General features: G+C 70.1%; 16 protein-coding genes. 5 read left to right on the forward strand and 11 right to left on the reverse strand.

From position 1 onward, the window contains the following. Positions 1-62 precede the first annotated feature (62 nt). The 3 genes from ACZ4M3_RS06370 to ACZ4M3_RS06380 form a co-directional block, all read right to left on the reverse strand. The gene (locus tag ACZ4M3_RS06370) at positions 63-2,189 is read right to left on the reverse strand and encodes a SpoIIE family protein phosphatase (RefSeq protein ID WP_467730477.1); all 2,127 of its coding nucleotides are present in this window, start codon (positions 2,187-2,189) and stop codon (positions 63-65) included. Between the two features lie 229 nt (positions 2,190-2,418). Continuing rightward, a complete protein-coding gene (gene fomD / locus ACZ4M3_RS06375; RefSeq protein WP_467730478.1) occupies positions 2,419-3,138 on the reverse strand; it encodes a cytidylyl-2-hydroxypropylphosphonate hydrolase in 720 nt (239 codons plus the stop codon). Positions 3,139-3,240: 102 nt separating this feature from the next. Continuing rightward, positions 3,241-4,656 carry a class II fumarate hydratase gene (locus ACZ4M3_RS06380; RefSeq protein ID WP_467730479.1) on the reverse strand — a complete coding sequence of 472 codons (1,416 nt, stop codon included), beginning with the start codon at positions 4,654-4,656 and terminating at the stop codon, positions 3,241-3,243. Between the two features lie 107 nt (positions 4,657-4,763). Here ACZ4M3_RS06380 and ACZ4M3_RS06385 point away from each other — a divergent pair, with 107 nt between their 5' ends. Then, positions 4,764-6,293: a ricin-type beta-trefoil lectin domain protein gene (locus tag ACZ4M3_RS06385; RefSeq protein ID WP_467730480.1), complete on the forward strand. Its 1,530-nt coding sequence runs from the start codon at positions 4,764-4,766 to the stop codon at positions 6,291-6,293. A gap of 61 nt (positions 6,294-6,354) precedes the next feature. On the opposite strand, the gene ACZ4M3_RS06390 is transcribed toward ACZ4M3_RS06385, so the two are convergent. Continuing rightward, positions 6,355-7,128 carry a glycerophosphodiester phosphodiesterase gene (locus ACZ4M3_RS06390; protein WP_467730481.1) on the reverse strand — a complete coding sequence of 258 codons (774 nt, stop codon included), beginning with the start codon at positions 7,126-7,128 and terminating at the stop codon, positions 6,355-6,357. Positions 7,129-7,181: 53 nt separating this feature from the next. On the opposite strand from ACZ4M3_RS06390, the gene ACZ4M3_RS06395 reads away from it, so the two are divergent. After that, complete coding sequence (locus ACZ4M3_RS06395; RefSeq protein ID WP_467730482.1) at positions 7,182-7,568, forward strand: hypothetical protein; 387 nt, start codon at positions 7,182-7,184, stop codon at positions 7,566-7,568. Positions 7,569-7,825: 257 nt separating this feature from the next. Then, positions 7,826-8,254, forward strand: coding sequence for a phage major capsid protein (locus tag ACZ4M3_RS06400; protein WP_467730483.1), 429 nt, complete (start codon positions 7,826-7,828; stop codon positions 8,252-8,254). Between the two features lie 70 nt (positions 8,255-8,324). On the opposite strand, the gene ACZ4M3_RS06405 is transcribed toward ACZ4M3_RS06400, so the two are convergent. From ACZ4M3_RS06405 to ACZ4M3_RS06435, 7 genes are all read right to left on the reverse strand, one after another. Continuing rightward, entirely contained in the window at positions 8,325-8,753 is a 429-nt protein-coding gene (locus ACZ4M3_RS06405; protein WP_467730484.1) for a hypothetical protein, read from the reverse strand. A 72-nt stretch (positions 8,754-8,825) separates the two neighbouring features. Further along, entirely contained in the window at positions 8,826-9,266 is a 441-nt protein-coding gene (locus tag ACZ4M3_RS06410) for a glycine-rich domain-containing protein (protein ID WP_467730485.1), read from the reverse strand. A 405-nt stretch (positions 9,267-9,671) separates the two neighbouring features. After that, positions 9,672-9,938, reverse strand: coding sequence for a DUF7848 domain-containing protein (locus tag ACZ4M3_RS06415; RefSeq protein ID WP_467730486.1), 267 nt, complete (start codon positions 9,936-9,938; stop codon positions 9,672-9,674). Between the two features lie 265 nt (positions 9,939-10,203). Next, positions 10,204-11,034 (reverse strand): helix-turn-helix domain-containing protein, encoded by an 831-nt coding sequence (locus tag ACZ4M3_RS06420; protein WP_467730818.1) that lies wholly within the window; start codon positions 11,032-11,034, stop codon positions 10,204-10,206. Next, complete coding sequence (locus ACZ4M3_RS06425) at positions 11,031-11,549, reverse strand: DUF6879 family protein (protein WP_467730487.1); 519 nt, start codon at positions 11,547-11,549, stop codon at positions 11,031-11,033. Before ACZ4M3_RS06425 ends, ACZ4M3_RS06420 begins: the two co-directional genes overlap by 4 nt. Beyond that, positions 11,539-11,736 (reverse strand): hypothetical protein, encoded by a 198-nt coding sequence (locus ACZ4M3_RS06430; protein ID WP_356866561.1) that lies wholly within the window; start codon positions 11,734-11,736, stop codon positions 11,539-11,541. The genes ACZ4M3_RS06425 and ACZ4M3_RS06430 overlap by 11 nt, the downstream gene beginning before the upstream one ends. Before the next feature lie 227 nt (positions 11,737-11,963). Further along, the gene (locus ACZ4M3_RS06435) at positions 11,964-13,631 is read right to left on the reverse strand and encodes a fumarate hydratase (RefSeq protein WP_467730488.1); all 1,668 of its coding nucleotides are present in this window, start codon (positions 13,629-13,631) and stop codon (positions 11,964-11,966) included. Between the two features lie 181 nt (positions 13,632-13,812). Between ACZ4M3_RS06435 and ACZ4M3_RS06440 the strand changes: the two genes are divergently transcribed. Both ACZ4M3_RS06440 and ACZ4M3_RS06445 read left to right on the forward strand, forming a co-directional pair. Continuing rightward, positions 13,813-14,499: a DUF1707 SHOCT-like domain-containing protein gene (locus ACZ4M3_RS06440; RefSeq protein WP_467730489.1), complete on the forward strand. Its 687-nt coding sequence runs from the start codon at positions 13,813-13,815 to the stop codon at positions 14,497-14,499. A gap of 177 nt (positions 14,500-14,676) precedes the next feature. Further along, positions 14,677-15,075, forward strand: a complete 399-nt coding sequence (locus ACZ4M3_RS06445; RefSeq protein WP_467730490.1) for a WhiB family transcriptional regulator — start codon at positions 14,677-14,679, stop codon at positions 15,073-15,075. The last annotated feature ends 75 nt before the right edge of the window (positions 15,076-15,150 follow it).

Consider the following 15,150-nt stretch of genomic DNA (forward strand, 5'->3'; position numbering starts at 1 on the left):
CGACGTGAACGTCGCGGGGCGGTTGCGTACCGCCCTGGCTCCGGCCCCGGCTCCGGGGCGGCTCAGCCCGCGTCGCCCCGCGGCAGCGTGAGCTCGAACCAGACCACCTTGCCGCTGCTCAGCCGGGTGGCACCCCACCGGCGGGCCATCCGGTTGACGAGGAACAGGCCGCGGCCGCCCTCGTCGGTCTCCCGGGCCCGGCGCTGGCGGGGCAGCTGCGGGGAGTCGTCGCCGACCTCGCAGCGCAGTACGTCCGTGCGCAGCAGCCGCAGGGTCACGGGCCGCTCTGCGTACCGGACTGCGTTCGTCACCACTTCGCTGACCAGCAGCTCCAGCGAGTCCTGGAGCTCCTCCAGGCCCCACCGGGCGAGCGCCCGGCGGGCGAAGCGGCGGGCCCGGCCCGGAGCGGTCTCCTCCGGGTCCAGGAACCAGTACGCCACGTCACTGGGCGCGATCCCCTCGAAGCGGGCCGCGAGCAGCGCGATGTCGTCGTCCCGGTCGCCCGGGCCGAGCATGTCCAGCACGTCGTCGCACAGCGCCTCCAGCGGCGGCGAATGGTCGACGCCGGTCAGCTGCGCGGTGGTGGCCAGCCGCTCCCGCAGCTGCTCGATGCCGGTCCAGACGTCGCGCAGCCGGGATTCCACCAGCCCGTCGGTGTAGAGCAGCAGGGTCGCCCCCGCCGGGGCGTCCAGCTCCACCGCCTCGAAGTCCACGCCGCCGACGCCGATGGGGGCGCCCGGCGGTACCCGCAGTACCTCGGCGCGCCCGCCCAGGTGCAGGAGCACGGGCGGCGGGTGGCCGGCGTTGGCGATGGTGATCCGGTGCGAGACGGGGTCGTATACCGCGTACAGGCAGGTGGCCATCCGGTCGGACCCCAGGCGCTGGGCCTGCTCGTCCAGGTGGTGCAGGACCTCCGCGGGCGGCAGGTCCAGCTGCGCCAGGGTCTGCGCGGTGGTGCGCAGCTGCCCCATGATCGCGGCGGAGGTCATGGAGTGGCCCATGACGTCACCCACGACCAGCGCGACGCGGCTGCCGGGCAGCGGTATGGCGTCGTACCAGTCGCCGCCGACCCGGGCCGTCTCGGCGGCCGGCAGGTAGCGGGAGGCGAGCCGGACCCCGGTGGGCTGGGGGAGGCTGTCGGGGAGCATGGTGCGCTGGAGTTCGTCGGCGATGTACGCCTCGCGGCCGTACAGCACCGCCTTGTCGATTCCGAGCGCGGTGTGCGTGGCCAGCTGGGCCGCGACCAGCAGGTCGTTGGTCTCGAACGCGGGCCGCTCCGGGGTGCGCAGGAACACGGCCGAGCCGATCACCCGGCGCCGGCCGCGCAGCGGCGCGAGGATGGCCCGCTGCCCGCGCGGTACGGGGTGGTCGCCGCCCAGCAGCTCCGACATGGCGTCCTTCGCGGCGACGGAGGACCCGAACACCGGGCGGACGCCGCGGAGCACCTCGGCGAGCGGGCCGCCCGGCCGGATCTCGCACAGCTCGGCCGCGGGCAGGTCACCCTGCGGGCCGACCAGCGGGAGCCGGCTGAAGTCGAGTTCGCCGCCGGACCCGCCCGGGCCGGCGAGCTCGCCGCCCGTCAGATCGTCCAGCGGCCGGAGCCGGTCGGTGCGGCGGAGCCGTAAAACGACCGGGCCGACGGGACGTTCGTCACCGACCGGCAGCGGATCGCGCAGGTAGACGAGGATGGCGTCCGAGAAGGTCGGCACGGTGGCCCGGCACAGGCCGAGCACGATCTCGTCCAGGTCGATGCCGCGCGCGATCCGGCGGGTGGCCGCGCCGACGAAGCGCAGCCGGTCGCCCTCGCGGCGCGCGGCGGTGACGTCCGCGGTCCCGGCGACGGGACTGCCGCCGACCGGTCCGCCGCTGCCGGGTACCGGGCCGCCGGGTACCGGGCCGCCCGGCAGGCCCGCGCCCGGACCGCCGCCGACCGGGCCCGCAGCGCCCGGGGCGGACACCCCGTCCGGGGCCGGGCGGCCTCCGCTGCCGCCGCCCACGCCCCGGGGCCGGGGAAGTTCGGCGGACCGGCCGGGCGCGCGGGCGCCGTCCGGGTCGCCGGCCGTGTTCTGCGCATGCGTGCGCACGGCCTCGGCGGCCACGATCGGGGCCTTGCCGTGGCCGGCGTCGTCCGTACCTCCGCCGGAGGCGACGGGCTGCGGGCCCTCCTGGGAGGTGGGGTACTCCGTCACGCGTGGATTTCCGTCCGTTTGCGCTCGATGTGCGCTGCACTCAACTCGGTTCAGTCGCGGTATACCCGCTCAGCGGCAGGGGCACCACCGCCCCGCGGTTCCGCGTCCCGCTCGTTACCTCACCTCGCGTCGGTCTTCGGCCAAGTCCCCTGTGCAGCACGTCGATTGCGGATGTCCAGCCCGGCGGAGGACGATCCTACGGTTGCCCCCCGGGGGCGCATCAAGGGTCTCATGAGGTCATATGGGCCGGGGTGCGGTCCCAGTCACCGGGCAGAACCGGAACCGGCCAAACTGGATCGGGGCGCCAGTCCTGCCAGCCGTCGCGGAACGGCGGACCCCACTCCTTGACGACCTCCAGGGCCGCACGGCCGGCCGCCTCCACCCGGCGGGCCAGCGGCGGGTCCACCAGCCCGACCCGGCGCGCCTGCGCGAACTCGTCCTCGTCGCGCCACACCCAGCTGCGGTCCGGGTACACGGCGATGTCCAGGAAGTGGTCCACGGAGTCCACGCCGCCCGACCACCGGGTCCGCGGCTCCTCCAGGTTCACGTACCAGTTGTTGAACCGCCAGCCGTGCTCCCAGAACAGCCAGACCGACCAGGGCTCCCCGGGCCGGGCCAGTTTCAGCACCCCCGCCCCGAACCAGCGCGAGCGGACGGTGGTCCGCGGCGCGGTGTAGCGGGTGGCGAGCGGTTCCTCGTGCACCGGGGTGCCGTCGGCGAGCACCGGCTTGACGCATTCGGTGCCGGGCGCCATCCACACCGCCAGCAGCTCGTCGGTGTCCTGCACCACCGTCACCGGCCGGCAGATGTGCACCGGGCCGCTGAGCCCAGGGGCGTTGTCGCGGTAGCGCCAGAGGATCTGCTCCCCGGGCGCCCAGTGCGGGGCCGGTGCCCCGCCGTGCGCGGGGCCGTGCGCGACGCCGTCCCCGCGGCCTCCGGTACCTGTCATGCGCAGATCTTAGGTCGGAGCGCCCTCCCTGTGCTGCGGTGCAGGTCACGGTCCTGTCCGGGGACGGGAAACGACCGGATCCGGACCCCGCCCCCGGGGCGTTCAGGGCCGGGTCATGCGCAGTACGTCCAACGCCTCGTCCAACTGGGCGAGGGTGAGCGCGCCCTGGTCGACGTAACCCGACTCGAGCACGACCTCCCGGATCGTCTTGCGCTCCGCCAGGGCCCGCTTGGCCACCTTGGCGGCCTCCTCGTAGCCGATGTAGCGGTTCAGCGGAGTCACCACCGAGGGCGAGGATTCCGCGTACTCCCTGGCCCGTTCGGCGTTGGCGGTGATCCCGGTCACCGTCCGGTCGGCCAGCAGCCTGCTCGCGTTGCCCAGCAGCCGGATCGATTCGAGCAGGTTCCGGGCCATCAGCGGGATCATCACGTTGAGCTCGAAGTTGCCCGACGCGCCCGCCACGGCGACCGCCGCGTCGTTTCCCGTCACCTGGGCGGCCACCATCAGGACGGCCTCCGGGATCACCGGATTGACCTTCCCCGGCATGATCGAGGACCCCGGCTGGAGATCCGGGAGATTGATTTCGGCCAATCCGGTGCGCGGACCCGAGGCCATCCAGCGCAGATCGTTGCAGATCTTGGTGAGCGAGACGGCGACGGTACGGAGCATCCCCGAGGTCTCCACGAGCGCGTCCCGGGCCCCCTGAGCCTCGAAGTGGTTCCGCGCCTCGGTCAGCGGCAGCCCCGTCGCGGCGGCCACCTCCGCGATCACGGCGGCGGAGAACCCGGGCGGGGTGTTGATTCCGGTGCCCACCGCCGTCCCGCCCAGGGGAAGTTCGGCGAGCCGGGGCAGGGCCGCCCGCAGCCGCTCGACGCCGTACCGCACCTGGGCCGCGTACCCGCCGAATTCCTGGCCGAGGGTGACGGGGGTGGCGTCCATCAGGTGCGTGCGCCCGGCCTTGACCACCTCCGCGAACTCGGCGGACTTGAGTTCCAGCGCGCCGGCGAGGTGCTCCAGGGCCGGGACCAGCTCTGCGGTGACGGCGGCGGTGGCCGCGATGTGCACGGAGGAGGGGAAGACGTCGTTGGAGCTCTGCGAGGCGTTGACGTGGTCATTGGGGTGCACCGGGCGGCCGAGCCGTTCGCTCGCCAGCGTGGCGATCACCTCGTTGGCGTTCATGTTGGACGAGGTCCCGGACCCGGTCTGGAACACGTCGACGGGAAAGTGCTCGTCCCAGCGGCCGTCGGCCACCTCCGCGGCGGCGGAGCGGATCGCCGCGGCGACGTCCTCGTCCAGGACGCCGAGCCGGGCGTTCACCAGCGCCGCGGCGGCCTTGACGTGGGCCAGGGCGGCGATGTGGGCGCGTTCCAGGCGCTGCCCCGACACGGGGAAGTTCTCCACCGCGCGCTGGGTCTGGGCCCGCCACTTGGCGTGCGCGGGGACCCGTACCTCGCCCATGGAGTCGTGCTCGATCCGGAACTCGGCGGGTTCGGCTCCGGTGTGCTGATTGTCTGTCATGTCAGTTGCCTCCTGGAAAAGTTGAGCAATTGTCTTGTTCGAAGTGTTCCCAACTCCCCTACCGGCCAGTAAATACCGGGGGTAACACTGATATCGGGGAGGCGTTCATGGCACGTGCTCGTACGAAACCCAGGCTCAGATCTACCTTCGCCGCCGTCGCGGCGATCGCGGCCGCCCTCGGGGGCGTCACCGCCATCACCCCCATGGCCCAGGCGGCACCCGTCGCCGGACCGGCCGTCACCCCCCTCTCGCCGGAACTCGAAGCCATCCGGGCGGCCGAGGCCACCAAGATCTACGGGGACCCGGCCATCCGCCCGGTCGCCGACCGCAAGACCGGCCTGATCTCGCTCGGCGACAGCGAGATTTCGGGCGAGGGCGTCGGCAACTACGACCCGGCCACCAACACGTCCGCCAACCAGTGCCACCGCTCGCCCGACTCGGCGATCCACCGCACCGGCATCCCGGCCGACCTCACCTTCAACGTGGCCTGCTCCGGCGGGTACACCGGAAACATCCGGATCGGCGGCAGCAAGCAGTACCCCGACGAACTGGTGCAGAGCGACAGCCTGGCCATCAAGGCCCGCAACACCCGCATCAAGATGGTGCTGCTGGTCGCCGGAGCCAACGACGACCTCCAGTTCGGGCCCGTCATGACGGACTGCGTCACCCGCTGGGTGCTCAGCCAGGGCACCTGCGAGCCCAAGTACGGCCCCGGTTGGCAGGCCCGGGTCGACGGCCTCAAGCCCAAGGTGGAGGCGACCGTCGCGGACCTCAAGACGGTCATGCGCGAAGCCGGCTACGCCGACTCCGACTACAAGCTGGTCGTGATGGGCTACCCGAGCCCCATCGGCCCCGACTTCAACGACAACCCCAACTTCCCCGGCAAGCTCCCCGGAGGCTGCGCCGGCTACGACTCCGACGCCGCCTGGGGCCGTAACTACGCGGTGCCCACGTTCGAGAAGGGCATGCGCGAGGCCGCCCTCGCCTCCGGCGCCACCTACCTGGACAACTCGCGGCTCTTCCACGGCCACGAGGTCTGCATGGAGGACACCTGGGCCCGCGGGCTCTACCTCGACCTCGGGGACCACTTCCCGTGGGACGAGAACACCGCCCGGCAGTCCTTCCACCCCAACTACCGGGGCCACGGCGCCTTCGCCTCCTGCCTCACCCAGCTGTACGACTCCGGTCTGCGCGAGGCCTCCTGCGCCGACCCGGCGAGCACCGGCACCCCGGTCCTGACCCCGGGCGCCTGGGACTCCCTCTACCAGCCCCTCAAGAACGAGGCCACCGGCAACTGCCTCGACACCTTCGGCGGCTCCAGCGCCAACGACACCAAGGTGGTGGGCTGGGACTGCCACGGCGGGCGCAACCAGGGCTGGTGGTACGACACCACCCGCAAGGCCCTGCACACCGAACTGACCCAGGACCGCTGCCTGGACGTCCCCGGCGCCAACTACGGCAACGGCACCGCCCTGATCATCTACAACTGCCACGGAGGCGCGAACCAGCAGTTCGTCCGCGACGGCGCCACCCTGCGCCCGGCGGCCGCCCCCGGCACCTGCCTGACCGTCGCCGCCCCGCACGAACCGCTGCGCCTGCAGACCTGCAACGGCTCGGCCAACCAGCGCTTCGTCTGACCCGCCCCCGTACACCCCACACCCGGCCGGTCCCCGGCCGGGTGTCCCACCCCGTGTCCTCTTAACGCGCGCGGAGGGCCTCCAGCTGCTCCCGCACCTGCCGGGGCCGGTTGGTGATCAGCGTGTCCACGCCCAGGCGCAGGCACAGCTCCACGTCCGCGGGCTCGTCCACCGTCCACACCCGCACCGCGAGCCCCTTGGCCCGGAGCCGGCCCACCAGCGCCGGGTCGCTGCGTACGAGGTCGATACCGGGTCCGGCGTGACCCGCGAACGGCGGCCGCGGCGGGCGCAGCCGGCGCTCGATCAGGTAGACGGCGGGCAGCCCGGGCGCGAGCCGGTGCAGCCGGGTCAGGGCGGTCCGGGAAAAGCTCATCACCTCGACCAGGCCGTCGGCGCCGTCCGCGAGCCCGTGCTCCTTGAGCACCCGTACGAGCTCGGTCTCCAGCCGGCCGCCGGCCCGGGTGGGGTGCTTGGTCTCGACGGCCAGCCCGACGGGCCGGCCGGCGGCCAGCGCCTCCTTGAGCAGGTCCTCGAACAGCAGCACCTGCGCCCCGCGGTGCGCCTCGCCCTTCCACCGGCCGAAGTCGAGCGCGGCCAGCTCCTCGTAGGTCATGGCGGAGACCACCCCGCGCCCGTCCGAGGTCCGCTCCACCCGCCGGTCGTGCACGCACACCAGCCGCCCGTCGGCACTGAGCCGCACATCGCACTCCAGCGCGTCGGCCCCGTCCTCGACGGCCTGCCGGTACGCGGCCAACGTGTGCTCGGGGTGCTCGTACGACGCCCCGCGGTGGGCGATGACCCGCACGCCGCGGGCGGGGGAGGGCAGCTCAGTCATGGTGCAGACGTTATCGGGACGACGCGGCCGCCCCGTTACCGCATGCTGCACGGATGGCTGAACAGCCGATGACGGCAATGCTGCACTGCGGCCCGTGCGAGGAGTGCGTCGACGAGGAGCGGCAGACCGTCGAGGACGGCGAGCTGCGCTGGTACGCGGAGGAGTCCTGCCCGCGCTACGCCGTCCAGGCCTGCGACCGCGGCCGGGGCGTACCGCCGCCGTGGATCCGGGAACGCACAGCGGCGCGCGAGGGCACCGTGCACCTGCCGGTCGGCGGCCCCGACGGGGTGCCGATCGCCCTGCTCCGCCGGGTGTACGGCCTGAGCATCGCCGAGGTCGTCGCCGCCCGGGCGGACGCATGGCGGGCCCCCCCGTCGAAGCCCGCTACCTGGCGGCCGACGGGTAGCGGGCCCCGACGGCGTCGGGTACTCGGGTATTAGGCCAGGCCCGGGCCGCGGACCGGGATGTGGGTGAAGGTGGGCTCCGGGGCGGGGTTCTGGAAGAAGTCGTTCGGCTTGTGGGTACACCGTGCCCGATCAGGTGCCGTCCAAGTACGTTGACGCTCTGAAGGCGAATTCGACTTTCCTTCGAGGTCTGCCGACCAGCAGCATCATTCCCTTCACGTCGGACACTCTGTCCGTTCCGCAGCTTGTCTCTTCGACGGGTGCCGACTATGCGGCCGAGGGTTTCCCAGGGTGTGACCACGACCCTGGGCGCCGGAAAGGTCACTGTCACCTACCACGACCTCGCGGACGCGGTGGCTCGCATCGAGGCCACTAACGGGCGCCCCTCGGTCGTCTGGGCTTCCACTGATATGGCTGCGGCCCTCCGAAAGGAGAAGGCCAACGGGGCGGGTATCTACCAGGGCGGTCAGCAGACCGATTCTCCGGCTACGGCCGCGTGGGGCCTTCCCGTTCTGGTGAGCGGCTTCCTTGCGCCCAAGACCGTTGCAGTTGCTGACGCTTCGCGAATGGTGGTCGGTGTCCGTCGGAATGCTCAGGTGAGGGTGAGTGAGGACGCCCGCTTTGCCCCGGATCACGTCGGATCTAAGCTCACCATGCGCATGGCTGGTGTTTCCCTTGCCGAGCGTGCTTCGGTGCAGATTATGAAGGCCGCTGCCTCCTAGGTCGGCTGCAAGTGAAACCCCCCGTACCCGAAAGGGTGCGGTGGGTTCTCTGTGTTTGAGCCCCTGGGGGTTAGGCGTTGTAGTGCGTGGGGGGTTCCGCGACCTGACCCGGGGTGAGCCCATCGACGGTCAGGTTTCCCGTCCAGAGCTGGTCTCGGTTTGCATAGGTTGCATCGAACCGTACATGCTTCCCGCCCGGTTCCAATTTCCATCCCTGTTCATGGAATTGCGCGATGCGGTCGCTGCCGCACACGAACGCCCGGGTACCTTGGGTGAGCACCCATTGCGCTAGCTCGGTCTCGCTGGCCGTGGGCCGTCCGCAGTTGCGGGCCATCTGCCACAGGCGCGGCCATTCGACCCCAGGAGTCAGGGGGCCCACGATGGCCACGTCTCCGATTCGCCGTTCGTCAAGATGATGCGTGGCATACCCGAATACCACGCCGAACATGGCGAATACGGTGACCCTGCTACGACCGGTGAGACCCTCGTCAGATGCCATGGGCGGTACCTTTGCTCAGGGTAGGACCCGGGCACCTGTGACGTGCCCGGGTCCTACTTCGTTCGAGGGGGATCAGCAGCCGTCGCCGTCGCCGCAGCAGGCCGGGGGATTGCAGTCCTTCGCGGAGCCCCACAGCCGGTTGTCGACGTAGAAGCCGGCCGCCTCGATTCGATCCACTACGGAGCCGATCAAGGGACGGGTGCGGACGGTGGCCTTCGGTTCGTGGTGCAGGAAGTAGCCGAACTGTTCCTGACACCACGCGGCGTAGGCCGTCGTGTGGAGCGCGAACGAGTGCCAGCCGGGGTCCACGGTGGCCGAAGGGGTCATGTCGAACGCGCGGGTGTCCCCCATGACCTTAAGGAAGGCCAGGGCCTGGTCCACGATCGCGCAGGCGGCGGGCAGTTCGTGCCCGTACTCCTCCGCGCAGAATTCGGACACCTTCTCGAACAGCTCGGGACTGACGAGATCCCGACCGCGCCGTAAGGCGACGGGGCTTTCAACCGTGATCGTCATCGTGAGACTTCCTCTCTCGGCGATTGGGTGTGGTGCTGGGGTCCGCTTCCGCCAGGCAGCGGGCGGGGGCGGGAACTGGCCCCCGCCGGACCCTCCGTCTCCCGACTTGTCTCCAGGGTCGTTGCGCATGCGTGCACCTCCTTCGGTCGTGGACGTCTCGCTGCCGTCCCAGCCGCTCGACCTGTCCAGGTCTCCACCACTGGGGGGAGCCGATCGGATGATGCGGACCCCCGCCAGCCATGGGGGTAGCTGGCAGGGGTCCCATTCCTCACCGTGCGTCGAGCATCAGCACGGCACCCCGCATACGAGGGCGGGTCGGGTCGTGGCTCGGAGCGCGTCCGTTCCGACGCGGGATCGTCTCCCGCTACCTGGCGATGCCCGATCGGGGAACGTGAGCCCCCGCCCTTACCGCGCCGCGCCGCCGCGACCACGGGAAGGACGGGAGCTCTGAGAGTCGGCGCGCACGACGATCGCGAACGATGTGCAGAGCCGCCGGAACGACTTGTGACCACCCAGACCCGCATGACTCATGCATTCGACATCCACAGCCGCACCATCTGGGGAGGCTGCCGCCTTCCATTCACATGCCAGGCACTCGGCTTCGAACGTCACGTCGGTGTCAGGGTGTTGCGTGATCCGATGCGTGACGAATCGCAGGACTGCGCGGGTCATCGCGCGGAACGCCTGCCGTGGGGGTGGTTCCGAATTTCCACATCCGCATCAGTCACGGCCGACATGTCCCCCCGCTCGACCGCCGCTCTCTTCTGCTTCACCAGCGACTCGCACACACCACAACCTGGGGCCGCCGTTGGAGGGTCATTGGGGAGGGACAGGTGAACGGGGCCGTCCATGGTCGTCTGCCTTGCGCTCATCGCTGTTGCCTCCCCGGCTCGGGAATCTCGGTGCGAGCAATGCTCTACCGGGAAGGAGGCCCCGCCTAACCGATTTCCTGTTCGCGCAAGAACTCGTCCCGAACCTTGTCAAGCAGGGCGCGGGCCTCGTCGCCGGAAATTGCCATGGCTGCGAAACCCTCAAACTTGCGGACGTAGAGAGACACGTCCCTCGGATCCGTAACTACTATTTCGGCATGGGTCGTTTCGATCGTCACCGTTCGGTCATCCCGGATGGCGAAGGCGTGGTTGGCTATGTCGTGTTGCCGCGCAGACAGAGGGACGATTCGAACGTCTATATGTGGAAGGCGAGAGAGAGAAACGATCCGGTCCATTTGCTCCGCCATCCTGGATGCCGTCACGATCCGCCACCGCAGGGCAGGTTCCGTGATGATGAACTGGAGTTCCTTGGTCGAGTCGTAGAGCGCTTGTTGGCGCTCCAGGCGGGCGCCGATGGTTCTGGTAAGGACATCGTCGCCGAGATCATGACGCGCCAGAATCGCTCTGATGTACTCGGGCGTTTGCAGTAGGCCGGGGATCAAAGCCGGCTGGAACAGCCGAAGAAGTGTCATCTGGGCTTCCAAGGCTCGCGTTTGCTGCTGAGCCTTATGTACTCCCATGCGGCGGATGAGACGCCATGCTGTGGCCTCTGTCGCCGCCGCCCTGACGGCTTCTAGGTACTCTTCCTTGACCTCATCCGAAACGCCGAGGGCTGCAAGGATGCGCTCAACATCCACGACGGACGGAGCAACCTTCGCAGTCTCGATCTTGCTCAACTTGCTTGCGGACATGACCGCACTGCGGGCTACGGCCTTAGCTTCCTTACCGGATGCCAGCCGTAGTGCCCGCAGTGCGGCTCCCAGCTCTCCTCTGTTCACTCGCCGTGCTTCGCCCACCATTCTAGGAATGGCGCGGCGTGAGTCATGGCCGTGTCTCGGTACGCACGAAATTCTTCAGCATGTTGCTCAGAGAGGATTTCAACCCCGAGGAATGATCCATCGTCCGAGTAGTTCATGACCCCTGGCGTCAGGTTGTCCATCAACCAGAAATCGGGAACGCCTTCGAGCGGATTCGATCCCTCGGTGGTGTCGAGGATGTAGAATTCCTCGCCGCCTGTCATATTTTTGCGGTAACCCCAACTCAGCTCGAACCGTAGATACGGCGTGAGAGGGCGAGAGAGAATGTGCACGCGATAGATGCGCTTTCCGGCGTCACTGTGGGAACGGAGTTCTGACACCCAGGCCTGGTTGTAGTCAGCCGGCTGAGGGTTCCCCGCGAGGAAGGCCCGATAGGCCTCCACGTTCCCTGAGTTGCTGTAGTCATCCAGGGTCTCAAGCCGGAACGCCTCCTGCTCGAAGGTGTCGAACAGTTCGCTGAGTGTCCTAGGCGCCACGAAGACCCTTCCGGATGAGATCGAATACGAGCTGTTCGGGGATCTCCACCACGGTTTCGTGGGCGGGAATGTCGAGCCCGTGGTCCGTGGGGGTTTCTCCCTGGACAAGCAGGGTGCCCCTGTCGGTGAGGTAGATCGTCGGACAATCCTTGAGGTCGCAGGTGCTCACAAGCTTGGTGACCTTCATCAGGTTCCCCTCCTGGCCTTCGGCGTTGCGTCTCAGTCGATGCTCGCGAGCAACTGACCTGAGACGCAAGGGGTTCCAGTTTCTGGAACAGGAAACCGACGCAGGTGAAACGGACCCGAGGTCGGCGGGGCCGCTTCGGCGCGGGCCTGCGGGGGTGGGAGGGGCGGGAGCGACAGAGAGCCCCCGGCTTGGCGCCGGGGGCTCTAAAGGGCCGTGAGAAGCGGTGGCTACGCCAGGCCGGGACCCCGGACCGGGATGTGGGTGAAGGTGGGCTCCGGGGCGGGGTTCTGGAAGAAGTCGTTGCCCTTGTCGTCGACGACGATGAAGGCCGGGAAGTCCTCGACCTCGATCTTCCAGACCGCCTCCATGCCGAGCTCCTCGTACTCCAGGACCTCGACCTTCTTGATGCAGTCCTGCGCCAGGCGCGCCGCCGGGCCGCCGATCGAGCCGAGGTAGAAGCCGCCGTGCGTACCGCAGGCGTCCGTCACCTGCTGCGAGCGGTTGCCCTTGGCCAGCATGACCTTCGAGCCGCCCGCCGCCTGGAACTGCTCGACGTAGGAGTCCATGCGGCCGGCCGTGGTCGGGCCGAAGGAGCCGGAGGCGTAGCCCTCGGGGGTCTTGGCGGGGCCGGCGTAGTAGACCGGGTGGTCCTTGAGGTACTGCGGCATGCCCTCGCCCGCGTCCAGCCGCTCCTTGATCTTGGCGTGCGCGATGTCGCGCGCCACGACCAGCGGGCCCGTCAGGGACAGCCGGGTCTTGACCGGGTGCTGCGAGAGGGTCGCGAGGATCGACTCCATCGGCTGGTTCAGGTCGATGGAGACCACGTCCGAGTCCTCGCTGAGGTGCTCGTCCGTGGTCTCCGGCAGGAACCGTGCCGGGTCCGTCTCCAGCTGCTCCAGGAAGACGCCCTCGGCGGTGATCTTCGCGACCGCCTGGCGGTCGGCCGAGCAGGAGACGGCGATCGCCACCGGCAGCGACGCCCCGTGCCGCGGCAGCCGGACGACCCGAACGTCGTGGCAGAAGTACTTGCCGCCGAACTGCGCGCCGATGCCGATCTTCTGCGTCAGCTCGAAGACCTGCTGTTCGAGGTCGAGGTCGCGGAAGCCGTGGCCCAGCGCGGAACCCTCGGTCGGCAGCTCGTCCAGGTAGTGCGCCGAGGCGTACTTGGCGGTCTTGAGCGCGTGCTCCGCCGACGTGCCGCCGACCACGATCGCGAGGTGGTAGGGCGGACAGGCCGCCGTACCGAGCGAGCGGATCTTCTCCTCCAGGAACTTCATCATGGAGGCCTCGTTGAGGACCGCCTTGGTCTCCTGGTAGAGGAAGGACTTGTTGGCGCTGCCGCCGCCCTTCGCCATGAAGAGGAACTTGTACGCGCCGCCGTCGGTCGCGTACAGCTCGATCTGCGCCGGCAGGTTCGAGCCGGTGTTCTTCTCCTCCCACATGGTGAGCGGCGCCATCTGCGAGTAGCGCAGGTTCAGCCGCGTGTACGCGTCGTAGATGCCGCGCGAGAGGGCCGCCTCGTCGGCGCCCTCCGTCAGCACGTTCTGCCCGCGCTTGCCCATCACGATCGCGGTGCCCGTGTCCTGGCACATGGGGAGCACGCCGGCGGCCGCGATGTTCGCGTTCTTCAGCAGGTCGAGGGCGACGAACTTGTCGTTCGAGGAGGCCTCGGGGTCGTCGATGATCCGGCGCAGCTGCGCGAGGTGCGCGGGACGCAGGAAGTGCTGGATGTCGTGGATGGCCTCTTCGGCGAGCTTGCGCAGCGCCTCGGGCTCGACCTTGAGGAACGTACGGCCGTCGGCCTCGAAGGTGGAGACGCCTTCGGAGGTCACCAGCCGGTAGGGGGTGGTGTCCTCGCCCAGGGGCAGCAGGTCGGTGTACGCGAACTCCGGCATCGTGGCCATTCCTCACTCGGCAGACAGCGCTGACGACCAATTGGCAGCGCAGTCCACCAGCGTAGGACCTCGCCGGACGGCTGTGGCTGTGAGGTAAGGCTCACTGGCCCGGGGAGGGGTGCCGGAGGCGCGCCGCGACGGGGGAGTATCGCGATCTATCGTGTTTGGCTATGCTGGTGGCGTGGACCTGGAAAAGCACCCCGCCGCCCCCGCCGCGCCCGCCGTCCCGTCGGCCGTCGGGCTGCGCGCCTCCGACGCCGACCGGGACCGGATCGCACAGATCCTCGCCGACGCCGTGGCCGAAGGCCGGCTGACCGCCGAGGAGCACTCCGACCGCCTGGACTCCCTCTACGCCGTCAAGACGGTCGGGGAGCTGGACGTACTCGTACGTGACCTCCCCGCGGCCCACGGCGCCGCCTGGGCGCCCGCGGCGGGCGCGCCGCCGCCCGCACCGGTCGCGGGGCCGGCGGGAGCCGAGGCCGAGACGGTGCTGGCGGTGTGCAGCTCGGCCTCCCGCAAGGGCCGCTGGCGGCCGGGCGCGCTGATCCGAGCGGTCTCGGTCCTCGGCGACGTCTCCCTCGACCTCACCGAAGCCGTGTTCCAGCAGCGGGTCACCGAGATCAACGTGAACTGCGTCCTCGGCAACGTCGAGATCACCGTCCCGGAGAACGTGACGCTGCGCGGCTACGGCGGCGGCGTGCTCGGCAACTTCGAGGTGACCGACGAGAGCGGCGCGGCGGCCGACCCGCAGGCGCCGGTGGTTATCGTGCGCGGCTTCGCGCTGCTGGGCAACATCGAGGCCCGGCCCAAGCGCGGCGCCCGGGTGAGCGACCTCGCGGGCGAGCAGCGGCCGCACCTCGGCGGCTGAGCTCCCGGCGGCCGGACGCCGCGCCCGGAGCGCGGCACGGGTGGGAGCGGAGGGACGCGTTTCGGTCGAAGTTCGGTGCAGCGGCCGACGTGCGGCACGCAGTGCTTAGGGGCACGTACAGCGGGTAGGGACAGACGCATCGTCTCTCGCTCGCGTATACGTCGTCAGGAGTAGACCGTGCCGCATCCGCCGCATCAGTCCCTGCAGGTAGCCGCCGTCCAGACTCTTCGGCCGCGTCCGGCCGCCGTGCCGCAGCCGCGGGTGCCGGCGAGGGAAGAGGACGGCCCATGGCATGCGGAGGCGGTGTGCCGCAGGGACGAGGCGGGGCTGTTCTTCGCCCCCTCCAAGGAGCCCACCGCGGCGCGGCTCGCCCGCGAGGAGGCCGCCAAGCGGGTGTGCGCGCGGTGCCCGGTGATGGTCGCCTGCCGGGAGCACGCACTGCTCCAGCCCGAGCCGTACGGGGTGTGGGGCGGACTCACCGCCGCCGAGCGGCGCGTCGTACTGGCCCGGCGGCGGCGCCGGGCCGCGGAGCTGCGCCAGGGCAGCGCGGCGGGACCGGTGGCGGCAGCGGGGTGAGCCGGGCCCGCCGAGGCGGTGCGGCCCGTCCGTACGAAGGAACGTGAGCGGACAGCACGCGGAAGGGGCGGTCCT

The sequence above is a fragment of the Streptomyces sp. NPDC026522 genome (assembly GCF_055567555.1).